The following is an 18,578-nucleotide window of genomic DNA, read 5'->3' as shown; positions in this document are numbered from 1 at the left end:
TTAATATTAATTCTGCCGAGCTAAGAAAAATATTAAAAGAAGACAGTACTTACTAAATAAACATGGAAATAAAATGCCCCGAAATAGGAATATGCGGGCTTTCCTGCAGGCTTTGTCCAAACTATCACATGAACACCAAAAGCCAGTGTCTGGGCTGCAAAAGTGATGGCAGGATGGCTGTAGGTTGTCCTTTTATCACTTGTGCAATAAAGAAAAAAGAACTTGAGTTCTGTTGGGATTGCGAAGAAAGTAAAACCTGTGAAAAATGGGAAAAACACAGGGAGCTTGGGAAAAAGCGTGATTCATTCAAGTGTTACCAGAAACTTGAAGATGACATTGCCTTTATTCAGAAGAACGGGGTGAATGAATTTGAAACATTACAAAAGGTCAGAGAAGGATTGCTAAAGGAAATGTTGCAGGAATTCAATGAAGGCCGTTCAAAAAGTTATTATTGCATTGCTTCAACCGTTTTAGAGACCGGAGAATTGAAAGAAGCATTGGATAAAGCAAAAAGGAACTCTGAAGGATCAGACATAAAAGAAAGGTCCAGATCACTCCACTTTATATTAGACGAAATTGCTATGCAGAAAAATTATCATCTGAAACGGAGGAAGTGATCGGGAATGCCAGCTACCAACAGGACCATTGATCATCAGGACTGAGTCATCGTTAGCTTCAATTTTAAATTTCATGTAACTATAGGTCCAAAATATGGAGAGTTATAAACTACTACACAGATGACCACAGATCCCACCTGATAATGTAGTCACCCATTCTAAAGCCCTTTCTGATACTGCTCTACCAGAAACTTCAGCGTGTCCTCAAGTCTGTTCTCGCTGGAATACTGCTGCAGACAATAGTAATACCTGCCCCTGTCCTCGAACAGAATATTGATAGGTGGATAGTCGTGACGGAGGAGGACATAGTTCAGCAGCAGTCTCCCGACCCTGCCGTTGCCATCCTCGAAGGGGTGGATGTATTCGAACTGGTTGTGCACAAGGGCTGCAAGGACAAGTGGCTTCAGGTCTGTTTCATTTTCCCTGTACCACTTTGACAGTTCCTCAAGCTCATTCCCTATCTCTTCCTTCGGGATACCCTGGTGTACGATCTCGCCATAGGCGTTGCGTATCACAACTTCCACATTCCGCAGTCTGCCTGCAAAGGACTTGGAACCATCAAAACATATCCTGTGTAGCTCCTTTATGAGATCCACCGAAAGCTCCTCATCCGTATCCTGTATGAACTCTACGGCTTCTGCTACATTCAGTGCCTCTATCTCATCAGAATTGGTAGCTGTCTCATTGTGACTGAGCAGCTTATGTACTCCTTCAGGGCTAACGGTCGAACCTTCGATAGCATTAGTATTGAAAACGAACTTCTCGGTGAAGGCCTTCCATCCGTCCACGTCAAGGTGGACCACCTCTATCTCCCTGTCGTACTCGCTGAGCTTTTCTATCTCTTTCTTCGTAAGAGAGAACTTCAGAAGATCGGTCTTTGCCTGTATCTGCTCCTCTATTTCCCTTTCCGCATCTTCCCTGCGCTCCTCAATTTCCTCATCGGTCAGGTTAAGGCCCAGATAATGTCGTATCTTCTTCGTCTTTTTTCCAACACGGTAGGAGTGAGTAAGGTAATATTTCGTGTTTTGTCCCTGTTTTCTTCTCTCGATATGCACAACAGAATGGGTGACCACATTCTATATAGCATTTTTGTGGTCACCTATTGGAAACGTAAGAATGCTACCCTTGAGTGAGCTCATTCCATGTGTAGATCGAACGTCTTTGATGCAAGTTCCAGCAGATGCTTCTTGTATATGATCACGTTTATCGGCTTCTCTTCTTTTGCATCCTTTGAGTAATAGAAATGGAACCCTCTTTCCATATCGATATCCTGTAGGTCCCTTTTGATATTCCTGCTCATATGCTGCCCGTCTCTTCCGCTTCTTCTTATCTTCCTGTTGATCTCAGCAGCATTTTTTGGGTACAAACCCCGGATAGCTAAAAAATAAAGTATCTTCTGTCTCTCCACAAGACAGCACTCCAGCTTGAGTATATCCTCAAGTTCGATATCTTTCTTTTTCTTCGCCCACATCCATGACAGCAGGTAATATTTTGTTTCCTTCGATGTATCATATAACCAACCCTGTTTCTCTGATCCTCCGCTCAGGAAGCTCAGCTCAAAGGCAAATGTAGGAAGTGAACATTCCAGCAGATCTGTCTTAACGTAATCATGGGCGCATTTCACATCAACGGATTCAGCCGTGAGGTCATCAAAAAAAAGGTCACAGTCCTTACCTTTCAACTGGTCGGTCATATTATTGTACCACCTGACCGGTTCCGAGCAGATATCTGGATAGAGTTTAGACTCAAGGAGGTCGATAATGGTCCTTTCTGTTCTCATATCGTAGAGCCTGTTGGACATATGTATCTGTATATATGCCAAACAACATTAAAAAATAATTTAATCTAGTGATTTTTCTACAAATTCTATTAAAAAAATATGCACAGAAGCTAAGCTAACTTTAACGTAGATCACAACAAATAAGAAACGTGGTTCAGTGAACCACTATAATACTACAGAAAAAATTTACTTTTAGTCCAGACACTCAACAAAATAATCACAGGCATACATTCCCGCGATCACTCTCACAGGAACTCTGTCCCTTTCTATTGCGATCGTCCCGTTGGAATTATTCACAAAAGCATCCTCGTCGGGGAAATGTTTGTCCACGAGTTCCTTCATTATATGAAGGGCCTGTTCAGGGCTGATATATTCGCTCTCGCATCTGGCTACATAGGCTTCCTGAAGGTGAGTGTGGTCCATATCGAACTCACTGAACCTTTCATGAACATCCTCTTTGAACTCATCAAAACCGGGGATCTGATCAACTATTTCTGTCAGGTCGCATTCATCCGGTCTGCACATGAGGGCATTCTTACCGCTTCCCTGATGCAGGATGCATGACCATTTGATATTGCCTTTCTCAAAGTCTGAATCCTTATTGCTCAGTTCAACCCTGAATCCTCTGATCTTGATGTAAGGGATGTGTATTGCGAACTTCGCATCAGGCTTCTTCCGACCCTGGGTCTTCAGCTTTCTCTTAGTGCCTCTAAGGTCAACGTTAGGTCTGGTATCCGGCAGAGGGATGAACTCCTCAGGCGGTTCGATACCTTCCTTGATGAGGATTGCCTTTGCAAGAGCTGACGACAGGCGTGAGCATACTGCATTTCCAACAAGCCTGTACTTTGAGCTCTCGTTGTTGGCCTGGAACTGATAGGTTATCGGGAATGACATGAAGGATGCGATCTCCCTGATGGTGGGCAGACGGTAGCCAATGTGCTCTCCGTTCTCATCCATAGCTTCCAGTATCATGGATTCCCTTGTGGATGCTGACATTGTCGCCATGACGGTCCTGCTAGGTCGGTCAAGGTCCTCTGGGAATGACATCTTACCCATGAAACCATGGTCCTCTTTCATCCTTCTGGCCTTTTTCCACTCGAAATCTGCAACACGGGTGTCGTAGAAATGGTCGGTCAGCGAATCTGCAGCTACCGATAACCCATAACTTGGGTCGGTGATAGTTCCACTGTGGTCTTTCTCGAATGGATTCCTCAATGCTTCCAGAACATGTCTTGTGGTGGTGAATTCAGATGCATCCTTGCAGGTCGGTTCAGGAAGAGGGAAATCTCCACAAACGAATCTCTTTCTTGCCTGAGGTGCTCCATAATAAGCAGCATTGAATACCTCTTTTCTCTCAACAACAAGGTCAGGTCCATCTCCGGGAAGTCCAAGTTCCTTCCACGTATATTTGTCCTTGACATAACTCCCGGCATTAGGAACATTCTCTAAAAGCCAGTACTTTAGCTGACCCTTGCTCTTCTTCCATGCGACTATCCTGAGGTATGCTTCAATAAGTTTGATACCAAGGCTCTTGTCTGCCTTTCCTGCCTTGTTGGAGCCGGAGAATGAGACGCATGGAGGACTTCCAATAAGCACATCCACATCAGGGACAAATTCGTCTATCTTTTCCGGTGTATCGATCTCCAGAATATCCATTCTGACCGCATTACAATCAGGATGGTTGAGATGATGCGTATCAATGGCAGGCTGCCAGCTATCGAGTGCAAATAGCAGTTCAAAGTCATTCTGTCTGAACCCTTCTGAGAAACCGCCGCCCCCACAGAAGAAATCTGCTGCTGTCAGTCGCCTTTTTGTCATGTTCCATGAAATGACCTCTACTAATATAAAAACTTCGATCCAGTCCTGTCAGTTCTTCTTTTATACCTCCGCCACAAATACTGTGATAACATGTACATCAGAGACGGTCGTGCCCCTATTCCCGAATCCGAGACTACTTCCAGAGTGATGAGTGCGAACACCGGAAAGAACACTAAACCGGAGATCACCTTCAGAAAAGCACTCAGGGATATAGGCATTCCCGGATATCGTCTTCACTGGAAGAAAGCACCGGGCAGACCTGACATTACCTATCCTGGAAAGAAGATCGCCATCTTCGTTCATGGCTGTTACTGGCATCGTTGTCCGTATTGTGACCTTCCTCTGCCTAAGTCACACACAGAGTTCTGGGCAGAGAAGTTTTTGAAGAACAAGGAAAGGGACGTAAAGAAAAAAGCTGCTCTTGAAGGGGATGGCTGGGATGTACTTGTATTCTGGGAGTGCCAGATAAAAAAAGATGTAGTTGCATGTGCTGAGAAGGTCAGGGAACTCTATGATAGTAAAACCTGAATAATTATGATATGTATTATTCCTGAATAATTACCACTGCTTTACTGGTTTCAATATCGAATGCCTGGATGAACGAAACGCCTGTTACTGTCCATCCCTGTTCGATATCATGTAACTGAAAATATATCGGCACAACTGAGACATCGCCTTCATTTCCGAGAATATCAACACTGGATACAGTACAGTTGACTGCTATGACCGCGGTATCTTCTTCTATCTCATTTGACACAACATCTACCTGCTTGATAGTACCTGCTTTAATTCCTCCATTGCTGAACAGCATCTGGACACTTGCCGGAACAAGGAAATCCTTGCCCTGATACATATTGAAAGCGATATCGAATTTACTATCATTCACTGCATTGAGAAAGTCCATAACTTCCATTTCAGTCTCATTGGAAGGTGTAATACCCCCATACTTGCTACCTATACTTTCCTTGAACATTGGGGTCTGTACTACGTAAGCTGCAACGAAAAAAAGAGCCAGAATAAACAACATTTGCTCAATGAGCTTTTTCTTGCTCTTTTTCTGCACCTTCAAATTCTTATCTTCTTTTTTACGTGGTGGGGCAGTGCTGCGGGGAATATTTAGTTTCTTATCAGAAGGGGCTTTATTTCGGGAATAGGGGATGGGAATGGATCTATTTTTAGCGTCATTCTCTTTTTGTTTGCTTTTGAGCTCATTTAGATATGAATCATACATTTTCGCAATATCCTTTTCTTGCGATGTCTGATCACCTGTGGCAGCAGTGGCTTTCTCTTTACGTATGCTTTTGCCTTTATTGATCACGGGCTCAGTTTCATTGGACCGGGTCGAATAGATACCGGGTTGCTTTAGAGCACTATTCCTGACATTAACTGCTGGTTCTGTGGTTCCGGCAGATACGTTGCTTCTCTGCACCACCCCTTCAGGTATCTGAACTAGTATCGGGCGCATATCAGCTACATGTTTCTCCCATTTAGGGTCACGATAGATGATACTTGCTTCAACTTTTCCATTCTGAGCTTGTCCTTTGGGCACCAGGGTGAATTTTGCGGTCATGGCTGTGGCTGGAGGGATGTTGTCCAGTTTCTGGACCCTGTCTCCCTGTAAACTGAAAACCGATCCCTCAGGATCAATGATGACCTGCACATCAGATATCACCAGTTCAGTTTCATTGGTGACCCTTACCCCGAACATTACATTGTTGTTTGGAAGGATCTCATAACCACGTTTGATGCTAATTCCCATTCAATTAAAATGTAATTTGTTTTTATATTTATTAGTTTTGTAAAAAAGGCAATATCTATCTCTGATGAGATTTGCAGGTTTAGGATGTAGGGTGATTGTACTCTATTTCATCATATCAGTTGGATCTTGCAATGAAGCTATCTCAAGGGAACAACTGGACAGTCTCTTTTGTTCCATAGGAGGAAGGTGTTGTGAGGTCAGTGCTTGTTATGGAGCCTGATTCAGGTGTAAATACGATATTGACAGTTGTTCTTGGTACAATGTTAAGGCCTGATGCGCTGAGACTTGGAATATATATAGAACCCAGATATGAGTATCCAGTACTTGTGGATGATACCGTTGCAATATACACTGTAATTAGGTCACCACTGTTTATCACAGGGTCCTTCAATGAGAATGATGCATCTTCATCTCTTATTTTTTCAACAACAAAGTACTTTTGTGAATTTCCTTCCTCGATAAGCAGTTGTCTGAGGTTCTGAGATGCGGAATTTGTGCTGAATCCTTTCATCATATGCTCGTTCTCATTATTCCCTGCATATATCAGGATATTTGCATTTTTGTCATGATTTACTGAAATGACCACATCTTTCATATCAACGGCATCACTACCCACATTAAGGCCAACAGTTAGTTTTAGCAGGTCGATCGTATCAGCCATCTCACCTTTCACACTTTCTGCCCTTATTCCTTCGATGTTCTTGACCATCAAGCTTGAAGAAGTCGTCTTTACAGCCAGTCTGCCAGCTGTTCCGTCATCAGACAGACTCTCTGTGTCAGTGCTGTTGTAATCGATAGTTAGAGGTCTATCAAATGAAATGGTTGTGATCATCCATCCCTTGTCTGTATCATAAAGTTTGAAATATACGTGGATAGGTGTACTTCCACTTACCTGTCCATAAGGGTCCCTGATAGAAACATTACATTCAGTTGCTACAACAGCCTGTTCCTTGTAGATCTCCTTAGAAGTTGTGTTCACATCTATGATGCAACCTGGGTCAATTCCATTATTACTGAATGTCAGTGCGATAGCTGATGGTGCCAGAAGATCACTGCCTCCATATATCTTATATGCAGTTGCAGTGTCTCCTTCATTGACAGCATCTAAAAAATTAGTTATCTTGGATCCTACAATATAAGAATCGGTGGATAATGCCATTTTGATATCGAATGAGTTATTTTCCAAAAGTGGTGCAGCAAAATGATACATTGAAATGACAATGGCAATTAGAGCAATTCCAATGATAATTCTTCTGTCAATTCTTCGCTTTTTAACTTCTGTCTCATCAATTCTCAATGCAGAATAGAGAGATCCACGTTCGGAATATGCTTGCTGTTTTGCTCTGGAAGGAGTTATTATTGAATTATCGTCTTCATTTTTTGTTTGTATTAGACCTACGTTTTGCTTCTACTTCTTCCAGATATGCGTTGTACATATTGGATATCTCGGCTTCCTGGCTATTTTCATTCTCATTGGAATTATCTATTTTCCGGGCAGGTATGGCATTGTTATTCAAAGGTTCATGTATCGGGGCATTATGACTCCTTCTTTGAACAACACTATCCTTCACATTTATCGAAGCACCTTCATTTCCTGTTGAGATGTGACTCCTCTGCACGACCGAATCTATGATGTTGATCACCTGTTCGTGTTTGATGATCCCTATCTCTCTGGAAGAATTCACTGTATCTACAAGGTGCCTGAGCTCTGCAATTATCTCATTGATAAATCCATTGATGCCATGCTTCTTGTTGGAAGTTGCTCTGAGCATTACCCGAATGGTCCCATTGTTCTCTTTGATCAGGGCTGTCAGAAGGTAGTAGTTCTTCTCACCGACGGATTCTCCTGAAAAATAAAGTATCTGATCCTGTCCGATGGAATAGCTCTCTACTACGTAAAGACGTGTGGCACATGTCTGCATCAGGAAAGAGGTCACATCTTCTGAACTTACTCCCTGAAAGTTGATTCCTGATTCGATGGAATCCCCGTTCTCGGAAAGATGGAGGAATTCGTTCTTTTCCATTGCTTTCGGACGCAGGAATGGGCAGACGCAATGTACATGCTTTGGTTGCATAGTAACGATGCGCTTTTCCCATTTGTGGTTTCGATATGTGATAGTTGCCTCGATATTCTCCTTGTGGACACATCCAAGAGGCTTGAGGACAAATCTGGCAGTCCTTGGTACCTTTGGGGGAATACTGTCAAGCTTCTGGACTGTTTCTCCCTGCAACTTGAAAAGTGACTCATTATGATCAAGGATCACCTGAACATCAGATATCACAAGTTCTGTATTGTTTGTGATCCTAATACCAAAAACGACATTGTTGTTTGGAAGGACCTCATAACCACGCTTTATATCTATTTCCATCGCAGACTAAAATTAATTATTTATAAATATAAATAGATTTTGAAGAGCTGGATGAAAATAACCAGAGATCTGGAAATCAATATCCTGGTTTATGGTACTGTAATAAAAAAAGAAAAGGTATCCTTTAAGATACCTTGTTTTTAGTGCTGATCAGATCTCCTTCACCCATATGACCTCGCCCTCTTGCATAGCCTCAAAAATATCAAAAGCCACATCAGAATTAGCCCTGACCTTGATATCGCCATGCCTGCTGACGGTTGCTGAGAACAGGAAGCCTTCACCTGCGTAGACCTCTACATCACGGCTTGCTACCTCAGGGACATTGAGTATAACATGCTTTCTTGTACGCTCGATTATAGGGTGATGTTCCTTATCTTCCCGTGGTTTTTCATCATCTTTCTCACGTGATCTGCGCTCTTCTCCAGGTTCGAACTTACGTACATCGATATGGATCCCGATCCTCCTCTCTATATCATCGATCGTTTTACCGCTCTTACCTATCACTTTGGGCATATCCTTGTCCCTGACACGCACCATGGCCCGGGTATCTGAGATCATTTCCACCTCAATTGGTCCGCTTGCATAGTTACCGATGACCTCTTTCACCTCTTCTTCTGCAAACTTCCAGGATGGGTTCCTCTTCTGCTCTCCTCCAAGGGGCATGACAACAACCTGTTCTCCGTAGGTGTAGATCTCGAACTCGTTCTTGCCTGTTTCAAGGTCTGAGATGAGAATGACAGGTCTTGCAAGGTCAGCTTCCATCATGCCTGCCGGAACCTTTACAGTGAACTCAAGGAGCTGTACCTTTGCAATTTCTCCTTTGTCGATGAAGATCACAGTATCCACGACCTGAGGTATCACACCGAGCTCCACTCTGCCGATAAGTCTCTGGATGGCATCCACTGCACGGTTGGCATGTACGACTCCCATCATACCCACACCGGCCAGTCTCATATCTGCGAATATCTCGAAATCCTTTGTCTTTCGGACCTCATCATAGATGGTATAATCCGGACGTACAAGTAGAAGTACATCTGCCGTGTTCTCAAGGCTGCCATCAAGAGGTGCATACTGAGTGATCTCCTGTGGGACCTGCAGGTCACGTGGTGATTCCATGGTCTTGACAACAAATCCTCTGTCGTTGAGGTATGTAGCGACACCGGCTGCAAATGTGGACTTTCCTGCTCCGGGAGGACCTGCTATCAGTATCCCTCTCTGGGTGCGTATCCTTTCTTTTAGCAGATCGCTAAGGCCGTACTGATCAAGTGAAACGGATGCTATTGGTCTGACTATCGTGATCTCAATATCATCTGAAAAAGGTGGATTGGATATGGCTATCCTCATATTTCTGATCTGGAGCACCGATGCACCGCTGAATGACATCTCTGTGAACGATTCCATATCAGAGCGTGCTCTGTCCAGGAGTTCCCTTGAGATCATCCTGAGCTCGCCGTATGTGCATGGTTCATTCCTTATCTTCACATACTTCACATTTCCTATGGAGCCTCTCTTGGCCATAGGAACTACCTTATGTTTCAGATGTACCGACATGGTATCTGGTGTGAAGAACTCATCTACGAGCAGTGGTCCGAACTCTTCCATAGGAGGCTTCACGAAGTCAACATCAAGTCCTTTTGCCTTTGCAACAAGTGACTGGACCCTGTCCCCGGTTACGAACTTTGCTTTAAGTTCCACTGCAGTCTCTCTGATGAGCGCATCGATCTCGCCGCCCTTTGCCAGTTTCACCTGGTCCAGATTTGGTCTGGGACCAGTGAAGAATAATCCTATATTGCCTTTCCCAGAGTAACGCTGGAGTTCCTGTATTTCCTCCAGTCCTTTGTACCCGATCTCAAGTCCTCTGTTGGCCTGGGCTTCCAGTTCAGCCACCACAGCCTCAGGTATATGAACATCAACGTCCCCAAGTTCACCGTCACGTATCCTTCCTGAGAGGATACCATCGATGACAGCACTTGTGTCAGGGACAACTATCTGCCTTTTCTCTGCGCATTCTTCCATAAGCATGAATAGGCTGCCTGACTATATAATTAAGTCGCCATACTATCTAATTTCAATAAAAAAGGAATGTCAGATGACCGGGTATGGCCTAAAAAAGTTAGACTGATATGTCACTTTCAATAGACATCTTCGGGGTCGAATACTTTCTCTCCGACCAGTTTGTCCTCTATTGTCCTGTAGAAGCATGATCTGTACCCTGTATGACATGCTCCGCCTGCCTGTTCCACAAGCAACAGAAGTGCATCCATGTCGCAGTCCACTCTGATCTCTATGACCTTCTGCATGTGGCCTGAGCTTTCCCCTTTTTTCCACAGGCTTTGTCTGCTACGACTCCAGTAATGGACTATTCCGGTCTCGATGGTCTTCTCTACAGCTTCCCTGTTCATGAAGGCGCACATAAGGACCTCTTTTGTTTCATTGTCCTGTGCAATTGCCTGTATGAGGCCGTTATCATACTTCAGATCATCAGGTTTAATCATGTGAACCACTAATTGCTATATACTATAAAATACTATTATCTTTCATTATTAATATAATTGGTAACAAAATAATAGCTTTATCAGGGGTACAATTATGGATTACAGTTTTGATGGTACAGGTGGATACAGAATTCCTACAGGTATAGGCGGACTTGATGTGCAACTTGGCGGAGGAGTACCTCCCGGAGCAACGATCCTTATTCTTGCAGAGCCAGGAGCCAATTCGGATATGTTTGCCCAGCAGTTTGTCTATGGAGGGCTTTTGAACAACGAGGAAGTTTTCTATTTCACTTCGGAACATCCAGCCCAGGAGATCGTCCATGAGATGGAGGATATGAGCTGGGATGTGGAGAAATACGTGGAGGATGGAACCCTTGAGTTCATCGATGCGTATCTTCCCAGATTCTACAATGTTCTTCCAAAGGAGTTCACAAGTAATCTTTCTGCTAAGGATTTCCTTAAGAAGGGTACTGATTCCATGGGTCTTCTCAAAACCACAGCAGTGCAGAAGAGAGAAGGAAAGTACAGAGGTGTCATCGATTCGATATCATACTTCCTGCGAGCCTATAATCTCAATACTGTTGTTGAGGTCATAGAGATGATCTCTTCGATAGGTAAGGCGACAGGAGCCATTCATCTGGTGCTTATGACAAGTGGAATGCACGATTCAGTGACCGAGAACACACTACGCCACATATGTGATGGTGTTATCGAGTTCAGGATAAGGGAACGAGGAAGCGAGATCGAGCGCAATATCATGATACGCAAGATGCGTGGAATGATCGTTCCGAACCGCACGATATCCTACATGGTGACCCAGAAGGGTATTGAGCTTGAGACCACAACACGTGTTCTCTGATCATTATCATGTTCCTGCTTCAGGGAGCATGATCTACTAACCTTTTACGTCTTATTTACAGAAAACTATTTTACTTAACCGGCAAAATGGATAATGATCATAATGAAACAGGACTTAGTGCGAATTTTGAGGGACATTTTCACTTCATCGGGTTATGACGTTACCGATTCTTTCAGGTATGACCTTGTTGCGGAAAAGAATGGTTCAAAGACCTTTATCAAGCTTACATACGATCCTGACACTGCTGAGCTAATTGACTTTGCAGGTCAGATCACAGATGGGAACGGTCTCTATGTGGTTGCTGGGGATATCAATAATAGTATTATCGCTCAGGCAAGCTCTTCAGGTATAAGCATCTGGGGACGCGATGACATTGCTCTGATGATCGGACGTGCCGTTCTTGCAGATATGGAAGGGACGACCTCAGAGCTTGATCTGTTCGCTGGTGTTGTTAAAAAGCCTGTCAGCAAAGTTGATGAGGTTGCACAGGAAGCGATCAATGCGATATTTGGTACGGGTTCATCCACTCTTGTAGAGCAGAAGGCTTTAGAGGAGCCTCAGGTGTCACTTGCAGAAAAGCCGCCTTCTCATCCGGTAGAGCGTGTAGCCGAGGTTAAATTCTATCGTCCGGGGGCAATGTCCTCAGCTCGGCCACCTGTGGAGCCGGAAGTCCAGTACGAGGCAAGCATTCCTGAGCCTGTAGTACAGGAATATAGGGAAGAGCCGGTGAATGTAGCTCCTCCTGTTCCGCAATCCAGAGTGCCGGATGATTCCATTGTCATGAGCCTGCATTCCTCACCGGTGAATATCTCACAGGAACGTGCATTTTCCATAGCTGCTCCACATGTTCGTGGGGCCAATGCAGCTATTCTGAAATTCGTACCTTTCTGGAAGTACAACTATTCCCTGAGTGTGGAACATCGTTACAGGTCCAAGATAATCGATATCTCGGGCGATGGGTCGGGTTGTCTTAATGCACTTAACGGGAATGTAGAGACAATGCATCTGGATGATATTCAGAAGACCGTTTCTGTTCCAAATGTGGAGTACGATGTTAAGATGCCCGTGACCACTGAAGAGGAAGCTAACAAGCAACTTCTTGATATGGTCGTTGATGAATACACACGTGACCTGCGTTTTGATGCTACCAAAGGGGATGCCATTATCTCAGAGCACAAACGGTTTAAGCCAGCAGCGTCAGATATTAATCTGAATGTCGAGCTTGTTTATGTCCCGATATGGGAGATAAAAGGCCAGCGTAATTCTGTAGAGATAAATGCTTACAGTGGTGAGGTCTTGCAAAATCCAGTGGATGATGATGTTGAATTTGTATAATTCGATCTCAGTATTGGAACCAAAAAACAGTTCGTAACCATACGAATAATTTATATACCAAAAACACATATAAGGGATTACCCGGTAGTCACCTTAACTAATTTCAAATAAATAATGAGGAATCAATAATGGTAGAAGTAACTGACAATGCAGCAGCTGAATTAAAATCACTGCTTGAAGAACAGGATAAGAAGGATGTAGCTCTCAGAGTATTTGTTGCAGGCATGAGCTGCTGCGGTGTGCAGTATGGAATGTCACTTGAAGATGAGATCAGCGAAGAGCACGACCTTGTACTTGAAGAGAAAGGTCTTAAGATCGTAATGAACAAGGACGATGCAGATGGTCTTAAGGACGCAAAGATCGACTACGTAGATGGTCCATCCGGAAAGGGCTTTGTCATCGACAACCAGAACGGTGGTGGCTGCAACACTTCATCATGTGGTGGCGGCTGCTGTTAAACAACAATTCACTTAACAACATAACTGGGTAATTTAAGATATCAAAGGTGATAATATGTTTCCGGGAATAGGTGGCAGGGGCATGAACCCTGCAAAGGTCAAACAGATGATGAAGCAGATGGGTATCAACATCACTGAGATAAATGATGTTGAGCAGGTCATTATACGGACAGTTGACAGGGATATCGTTTTCAACGATGCCAATGTGTCCATAATGAATGCTCAGGGAACGGATACCTATCAGATAGTCGGTACTCCGGAAGAAGTCGCCAGGGAACTACAAATACCCGATGATGATGTGAGGCTCGTTGCTGAGCAGACAGGTGTCTCTGAGGATCAGGCACGTGATGCATTGAAAGATGCTAACGGTGACCTTGCAGAGGCTATCCTGGCCCTCTCATCATAATTCTTTTTTTTGATCAAATTCTTGTGATAATTTCTTTCTGTCCTGCTATTGCATTTACTGCTTAGCTTTGCTCTTGTTCAGGTTCTGTTCTTTGTGCTCTCTCTTTCTATAGACCAAAATAGGTATATATGAATATCATGATTATACATGATAGTTGAGTTCTTCCTGTTAATTTGCAGGATGATCTTGAACGGTTCCTTTCATGTCCCGGGGTTCACTCCGAACCTTTGTTTGTTTTTCAAAATGACATGATGCGGTTGCCAAAACAAGTTGGTTCGATCGTCCTTGAGATAGTTCGAGGTCGTGGAGTATGTATCATATTTAATGATTATAAATGGTGATAGCATGTCTGAGAATTTTGATGTAAAACTGGATAGTAAAAGCTACCTTCCTGATCCTTCTGTAAAGGAAGGTTCCTGGATGCAGGATTACGAAACTGCTTATAATGAGTTCCTCAAAGATCCCGAAAAACACTGGGAGAACGTTGCTGAAGAACTTGAATGGTTCCAGAAGTGGGACAAAGTGAGAGAGTGGGACCATCCATATGCAAAATGGTTCACAGATGCCAAGCTCAATATCACACATAACTGTCTTGACAGGCATGTACTTAATGGAAAGAGGAACAAGGTCGCTCTTATATGGGTAGGGGATGACGGAGAGGAACAGATCCTTACATATCGCCAGCTTTACCGTGAGGTCATGAGATTCGCTAACGGCCTGAAGTCACTTGGTGTTGAGAAAGGTGACAGGGTCTGTATCTACATGCCTCTTGTTCCTGAGCAGATCATTGCAATGCTTGCATGTGCACGTATTGGAGCTGTACACAGTGTTGTCTTTGGTGGTTTTGGTGCCAATGCACTGCATTCAAGGATAAAGGATGCACAGGCAAAGATCGTCATTACGGCAGATGCGACCCTCAGACGTGGAAAGCGTATCGACCTTAAGACACTTGTAGATGAGGCTGTTGTCAATTCATCATCCGTTGAGAAGATCGTTGTTCTGAGGAGAATGACCCCACAGCTTGAGCTTTTCTCTGAGATCGAGGTCGATTTCTACGAGATCATGGAGGATGTCGAAAAGGAGTGCGAACCTGAGGTAATGGATTCAGAGGACCCCCTGTTCATTCTCTATACCAGTGGTACCACCGGACCGGCAAAGGGAATTGTCCACACATGTGGTGGTTACATGGTAGGGACCTACTACACCACGAAGAACATGTTCGACCTGAAGGACAATGATGTCATGTGGTGTACTGCAGATCCCGGATGGATCACAGGTCACAGTTACATTGTCTACGGTCCGCTTTCAATGGGTGCTACGATCATGATATCCGAGACAACGCCGGATTATCCTGACCCTGGTGTCTGGTGGAGCATGGTGGAAGAGTTCGATGTCACGATCCTCTACACTGCACCTACAGCTATCCGTATGTTCATGAGGATGGGTGAGGAATGGCCTGAAAAGTACAACCTCAGTTCCCTGCGTATACTGGGGTCTGTCGGTGAACCTCTCAACCCGGAGGCTTTCGAGTGGTACTTCCGTGTCATAGGTAAGGAGAAATGTCCGATCCTTGATACATGGTGGCAGACCGAGACCGGTATGCATATGCTGACAACAGCAGTTGGAGAACCCATGAAGCCAGGATTTGCAGGCAGACCTGTCCCTGGTATCATTGCGGATGTTGTTGATGAGAACGGTGAATCTGTACCTGCTGGAACAGGTGGTTTCCTTGTCATTAAGGAACCGTGGCCTTCCATGATGAGGACTGTCTACAACAACGATGAGAGATATTGCCAGTACTGGAACACTATCGGCAATTACTATGCAGCCGGCGACCTTGCTGTTAAGGATGAGGACGGTTACATCATGATCCTCGGACGCTCCGATGATGTCCTGATCGTTGCAGGTCACAACATCGGCAGTGCGGAGGTAGAGAGTGCCCTTGTCTCACATGAGGCGGTTGCAGAGGCTGCTGTCATCGGCAAACCAGACCCGCTCAAGGGAGATTCCATCAAGGCGTTCATCATCCTGCGTATGGGCTTCGAGGCCAGTGCCAAACTCAAGACCGATCTCGTCTACCATGTCAGGATGAACCTCGGTCCAATAGCCATGCCATCGGAGATCGAGTTCGTGGAATCACTGCCAAAGACCCGAAGCGGCAAGATCATGCGCCGCCTGCTCAAGGCACAGGAACTCGGCCAGGACCCCGGAGACGTTTCAACACTGGAGGACTGATCTCCTCCTTTCATTTTCTTTTTTGTCTTGTGTTTCCTTTGAGAACAGCTATTAGTGTAAGTGTCAGGATCCCGATGGTTGTTGTGAAGCCTGGAGTTTCTGTTGAAGTTTCATCGAACGCTGCTCCCTCAGGATAACCTACGCTTTCTATGGAGTCTTCAGTCACTATTATTGTGATATTGCTTTCGTTTGTTGTGATAAGACAATCAAGCGAATATGGGTATTCGTTGAATTGAGGAGATGCTACTGAGTATTTCCTAGCAATTTCCTGTGCTTCTTCATACGTAACATCCTCGTAGAAGATCAACCATAATTCTACCTGTCCATCCTCTGTATATGCCCATTCAGGAACGTTTAAACCATGAATATGGTCGTACTTATTCTCAACTGGGATCTTGCCCATCCATCGCAGCCCTGCATTGTCCGGCAAATCGGCAGCAGTATATTCTGTGGGCATTGAAACGATATAAGTATCATCAGCGGCAACATCTAAAATTTGAACTCCATATTCTTCTAACAACAAAAGTTGGTCATCAGTGGAGTTGTCATAGAATTGGAGTAAAAGATGTTTCCTTTCGGTTCCATTCTCCAGAGTAATATTGTCCTTCAGGTTCGCTCCAAACTCCATCGGTTCCGGTGTGTAGACCTCTCCACCGTAATTCGTGAAAGTGTACTTGTCGGAGTCGTTCGTCTGGTCTGCACTTGCGATCAGGGTGCATGACCCGATCATCAGTAAAAATACAATGGCTGATACTATCTTTTTTCTAAACATCGCATACATATCCTTCTGTTTTCTGGTTTCAGCCAGCATGATCGGCTTATTCATTTAGTTTAAATAGATTATTTTTATAAGTGCAAAATATCACGAAGTCTATATATTTATGTCGAAAGTTGTTTTGAACTCAGCAATTTTCAATAACTGCGTGATTTCGATCGTTTGTGGAATGGCGGTGACGGAATGTGCCGCCTGCGGCGGGTGGTCGTGTTGTTTCTTGTTTGTTGATGGTTTTTGCAGGTATGTTAGATGTGCATGAGCCATTTGAGTGTGAGTCTCTACGGAGCCACAAAAATAGCAACAGTTATGAACTATACTCTACCTATTATATGAACAGGTGAGCACCATGATCGATTTTTTTGACCTTTATCTTTCGGAGGATTGTCCTTACGGCGACGAGACCACAGAGTTCCTTGGTATAGAAGGTAGTGGAAGGCTTCGTATCAAATCAAGGGAACACGGGGTGGCAGCGTGTATGGATGATCTTGCAGCGTTCTACAGGAAGAATGGTCTTGAGGTTGTGAGCATGGTTGACAACGGTGCGGAGTTCAATCCAAATGATGTTATCTTTGAGGCTCAGGGGGATCTCCCGACACTTTTCAAACTCTGGCGTATATCCCAGACCTTCCTTTCAATGGTCTGCTCTATCGCGTCAAAGACCCGATTTGCCGTTGAGCTTGCAAGGAAATCGAACCCTGACATAATGATAGCTACAAGTCGAAAAACACATCCGGGTTTCCGTAAATATGAGCTAAAGGCTGTGAAGATCGGTGGAGGGGATCATCATCGTAATTCTTTGAGCGATTCCATTCTTGTAACACAGAACCATCTTGATGTCATGGAGAAACAGGTAAAGCTCAAAGCAATGAGGAAGATCGAGATCGAGCCACGTACAAGGCAAGAGGCTCTGGACTCTGCTCCGGTGGCAGATATATTGCTCCTTGATCACTACAGTCCCGAAGAGCTAGAGACATTCGTACCGGAACTGCGTGCCCTGAATCCAAAAATTGAGATCGCAGTGGGTGGGATCGACCTGGGTATGATATCTCAGTATGCAAAGTATGTGGATATCATCGTCACTACAGCACCGTATTATGCAAAACCGCTCGATCTTACATCGAAGATCAGACGCATGTGAGTATATAAAGTAAGCGAAAACTATTTATGCTTATATCGCTATGGTTGTGTATGCAATATGCATTACCGATTTTAAGGGACTGCTGAATTCTGGGGATCATACAATAGCAGGTCTTTCGGTCAGGTCATATATTGCGTGCATCGATAACTAAAAATAATCAATTCATTACTATACATACAGAGGTGTTTACATATGAGCAAAGTGGAACTTTTAGATTTCAGTGCAACCTGGTGCGGACCATGCAAGATGCAGAAACCACATCTTGAAAAGGTAGAAGCAGAACTCGGTGACAAGATCGAGGTAAAGGTAGTAGATGTTGACCAGAACCAGGCTCTTGCTGCACAGTATGGTATTCAGGCAGTGCCAACACTCATCATTCTCAAAGATGGTGACGTTGCAAAGCGCTTTACTGGCCTCACAACTGCCGGTATCCTTATTGAGGAACTGAACAAGGTGCTTTAAGCATCTTTTCTTTATTTCTCTCTTATTCTTTTGTAATAATTTTCCTTCGTATTTTCCAAAAACGTAAATAAC

At 44.1% G+C, this 18,578-nt stretch carries 18 protein-coding genes; 9 read left to right on the top strand and 9 right to left on the bottom strand.

Translation table 11 applies throughout. The features are described 5' to 3' along the window. The first annotated feature begins 62 nt into the window (after positions 1-62). On the top strand, positions 63-617 hold the full coding sequence (locus BM008_RS07215; protein ID WP_091935401.1) for a DUF3795 domain-containing protein: 555 nt from the start codon (positions 63-65) through the stop codon (positions 615-617). 158 nt (positions 618-775) lie between these two features. Here the strand turns inward: BM008_RS07215 and BM008_RS07210 are convergent, their stop codons facing one another. From BM008_RS07210 to BM008_RS07200, 3 genes are all read right to left on the bottom strand, one after another. After that, positions 776-1,672 carry a Fic family protein gene (locus BM008_RS07210; protein WP_091935679.1) on the bottom strand — a complete coding sequence of 299 codons (897 nt, stop codon included), beginning with the start codon at positions 1,670-1,672 and terminating at the stop codon, positions 776-778. Between the two features lie 80 nt (positions 1,673-1,752). Further along, positions 1,753-2,439 carry a hypothetical protein gene (locus tag BM008_RS07205; RefSeq protein WP_143072304.1) on the bottom strand — a complete coding sequence of 229 codons (687 nt, stop codon included), beginning with the start codon at positions 2,437-2,439 and terminating at the stop codon, positions 1,753-1,755. Positions 2,440-2,589: 150 nt separating this feature from the next. Further along, on the bottom strand, positions 2,590-4,215 hold the full coding sequence (locus BM008_RS07200) for a DNA cytosine methyltransferase (RefSeq protein ID WP_091935395.1): 1,626 nt from the start codon (positions 4,213-4,215) through the stop codon (positions 2,590-2,592). Positions 4,216-4,305: 90 nt separating this feature from the next. Here BM008_RS07200 and BM008_RS07195 point away from each other — a divergent pair, with 90 nt between their 5' ends. Then, positions 4,306-4,743, top strand: coding sequence for a very short patch repair endonuclease (locus BM008_RS07195; protein WP_091935392.1), 438 nt, complete (start codon positions 4,306-4,308; stop codon positions 4,741-4,743). Positions 4,744-4,759: 16 nt separating this feature from the next. On the opposite strand, the gene BM008_RS07190 is transcribed toward BM008_RS07195, so the two are convergent. From BM008_RS07190 to hisI, 5 genes are all read right to left on the bottom strand, one after another. Then, positions 4,760-5,974: a COG1361 family protein gene (locus BM008_RS07190; protein ID WP_091935388.1), complete on the bottom strand. Its 1,215-nt coding sequence runs from the start codon at positions 5,972-5,974 to the stop codon at positions 4,760-4,762. Positions 5,975-6,116: 142 nt separating this feature from the next. Further along, entirely contained in the window at positions 6,117-7,271 is a 1,155-nt protein-coding gene (locus BM008_RS07185) for a hypothetical protein (protein ID WP_091935385.1), read from the bottom strand. A gap of 76 nt (positions 7,272-7,347) precedes the next feature. Then, the gene (locus tag BM008_RS07180) at positions 7,348-8,343 is read right to left on the bottom strand and encodes a hypothetical protein (protein ID WP_091935382.1); all 996 of its coding nucleotides are present in this window, start codon (positions 8,341-8,343) and stop codon (positions 7,348-7,350) included. 150 nt (positions 8,344-8,493) lie between these two features. Further along, a complete protein-coding gene (locus tag BM008_RS07175) occupies positions 8,494-10,359 on the bottom strand; it encodes a PINc/VapC family ATPase (RefSeq protein WP_091935676.1) in 1,866 nt (621 codons plus the stop codon). 116 nt (positions 10,360-10,475) lie between these two features. Further along, complete coding sequence (gene hisI / locus BM008_RS07170; RefSeq protein ID WP_091935379.1) at positions 10,476-10,838, bottom strand: phosphoribosyl-AMP cyclohydrolase; 363 nt, start codon at positions 10,836-10,838, stop codon at positions 10,476-10,478. A 94-nt stretch (positions 10,839-10,932) separates the two neighbouring features. On the opposite strand from hisI, the gene BM008_RS07165 reads away from it, so the two are divergent. The 5 genes from BM008_RS07165 to acs all read left to right on the top strand — a co-directional run bounded on the left by BM008_RS07165 (position 10,933) and on the right by acs (position 16,131). Beyond that, positions 10,933-11,697, top strand: a complete 765-nt coding sequence (locus BM008_RS07165) for an RAD55 family ATPase (RefSeq protein ID WP_091935376.1) — start codon at positions 10,933-10,935, stop codon at positions 11,695-11,697. Between the two features lie 126 nt (positions 11,698-11,823). Beyond that, positions 11,824-13,032, top strand: a complete 1,209-nt coding sequence (locus BM008_RS07160) for a hypothetical protein (protein ID WP_091935373.1) — start codon at positions 11,824-11,826, stop codon at positions 13,030-13,032. A gap of 128 nt (positions 13,033-13,160) precedes the next feature. Beyond that, positions 13,161-13,490, top strand: coding sequence for a HesB/IscA family protein (locus tag BM008_RS07155; protein ID WP_091935370.1), 330 nt, complete (start codon positions 13,161-13,163; stop codon positions 13,488-13,490). A gap of 55 nt (positions 13,491-13,545) precedes the next feature. Beyond that, entirely contained in the window at positions 13,546-13,896 is a 351-nt protein-coding gene (locus BM008_RS07150) for a nascent polypeptide-associated complex protein (RefSeq protein ID WP_091935367.1), read from the top strand. Positions 13,897-14,241: 345 nt separating this feature from the next. After that, on the top strand, positions 14,242-16,131 hold the full coding sequence (gene acs / locus BM008_RS07145) for an acetate--CoA ligase (RefSeq protein WP_091935364.1): 1,890 nt from the start codon (positions 14,242-14,244) through the stop codon (positions 16,129-16,131). Between the two features lie 10 nt (positions 16,132-16,141). Here the strand turns inward: acs and BM008_RS07140 are convergent, their stop codons facing one another. Next, complete coding sequence (locus BM008_RS07140; protein WP_143072303.1) at positions 16,142-16,957, bottom strand: hypothetical protein; 816 nt, start codon at positions 16,955-16,957, stop codon at positions 16,142-16,144. Positions 16,958-17,252: 295 nt separating this feature from the next. Here BM008_RS07140 and BM008_RS07135 point away from each other — a divergent pair, with 295 nt between their 5' ends. After that, positions 17,253-18,044 (top strand): beta/alpha barrel domain-containing protein, encoded by a 792-nt coding sequence (locus BM008_RS07135; protein ID WP_091935359.1) that lies wholly within the window; start codon positions 17,253-17,255, stop codon positions 18,042-18,044. 192 nt (positions 18,045-18,236) lie between these two features. After that, positions 18,237-18,506: a thioredoxin family protein gene (locus BM008_RS07130; RefSeq protein WP_091935356.1), complete on the top strand. Its 270-nt coding sequence runs from the start codon at positions 18,237-18,239 to the stop codon at positions 18,504-18,506. The last annotated feature ends 72 nt before the right edge of the window (positions 18,507-18,578 follow it).

This window comes from Methanolobus profundi (genome assembly GCF_900114835.1).
GTDB lineage: Archaea > Halobacteriota > Methanosarcinia > Methanosarcinales > Methanosarcinaceae > Methanolobus > Methanolobus profundi.
Note: the sequence above shows the minus strand (reverse complement) of the source record. Positions and strands in the feature narration are given on the sequence as shown.

Excerpts from the sequence above, each read along its gene's own strand:
- hisI (WP_091935379.1), bottom strand. The coding sequence starts at position 10,838 with ATGATTAAACCTGATGATCTGAAGTATGATAACGGCCTCATACAGGCA.
- BM008_RS07190 (WP_091935388.1), bottom strand. The coding sequence starts at position 5,974 with ATGGGAATTAGCATCAAACGTGGTTATGAGATCCTTCCAAACAACAAT.
- BM008_RS07130 (WP_091935356.1), top strand. The coding sequence starts at position 18,237 with ATGAGCAAAGTGGAACTTTTAGATTTCAGTGCAACCTGGTGCGGACCA.
- BM008_RS07200 (WP_091935395.1), bottom strand. The coding sequence starts at position 4,215 with ATGACAAAAAGGCGACTGACAGCAGCAGATTTCTTCTGTGGGGGCGGC.
- BM008_RS07195 (WP_091935392.1), top strand. The coding sequence starts at position 4,306 with ATGTACATCAGAGACGGTCGTGCCCCTATTCCCGAATCCGAGACTACT.
- BM008_RS07135 (WP_091935359.1), top strand. The coding sequence starts at position 17,253 with ATGATCGATTTTTTTGACCTTTATCTTTCGGAGGATTGTCCTTACGGC.
- acs (WP_091935364.1), top strand. The coding sequence starts at position 14,242 with ATGTCTGAGAATTTTGATGTAAAACTGGATAGTAAAAGCTACCTTCCT.
- BM008_RS07140 (WP_143072303.1), bottom strand. The coding sequence starts at position 16,957 with ATGAATAAGCCGATCATGCTGGCTGAAACCAGAAAACAGAAGGATATG.
- BM008_RS07155 (WP_091935370.1), top strand. The coding sequence starts at position 13,161 with ATGGTAGAAGTAACTGACAATGCAGCAGCTGAATTAAAATCACTGCTT.
- BM008_RS07165 (WP_091935376.1), top strand. The coding sequence starts at position 10,933 with ATGGATTACAGTTTTGATGGTACAGGTGGATACAGAATTCCTACAGGT.
- BM008_RS07180 (WP_091935382.1), bottom strand. The coding sequence starts at position 8,343 with ATGGAAATAGATATAAAGCGTGGTTATGAGGTCCTTCCAAACAACAAT.
- BM008_RS07215 (WP_091935401.1), top strand. The coding sequence starts at position 63 with ATGGAAATAAAATGCCCCGAAATAGGAATATGCGGGCTTTCCTGCAGG.
- BM008_RS07175 (WP_091935676.1), bottom strand. The coding sequence starts at position 10,359 with ATGGAAGAATGCGCAGAGAAAAGGCAGATAGTTGTCCCTGACACAAGT.
- BM008_RS07150 (WP_091935367.1), top strand. The coding sequence starts at position 13,546 with ATGTTTCCGGGAATAGGTGGCAGGGGCATGAACCCTGCAAAGGTCAAA.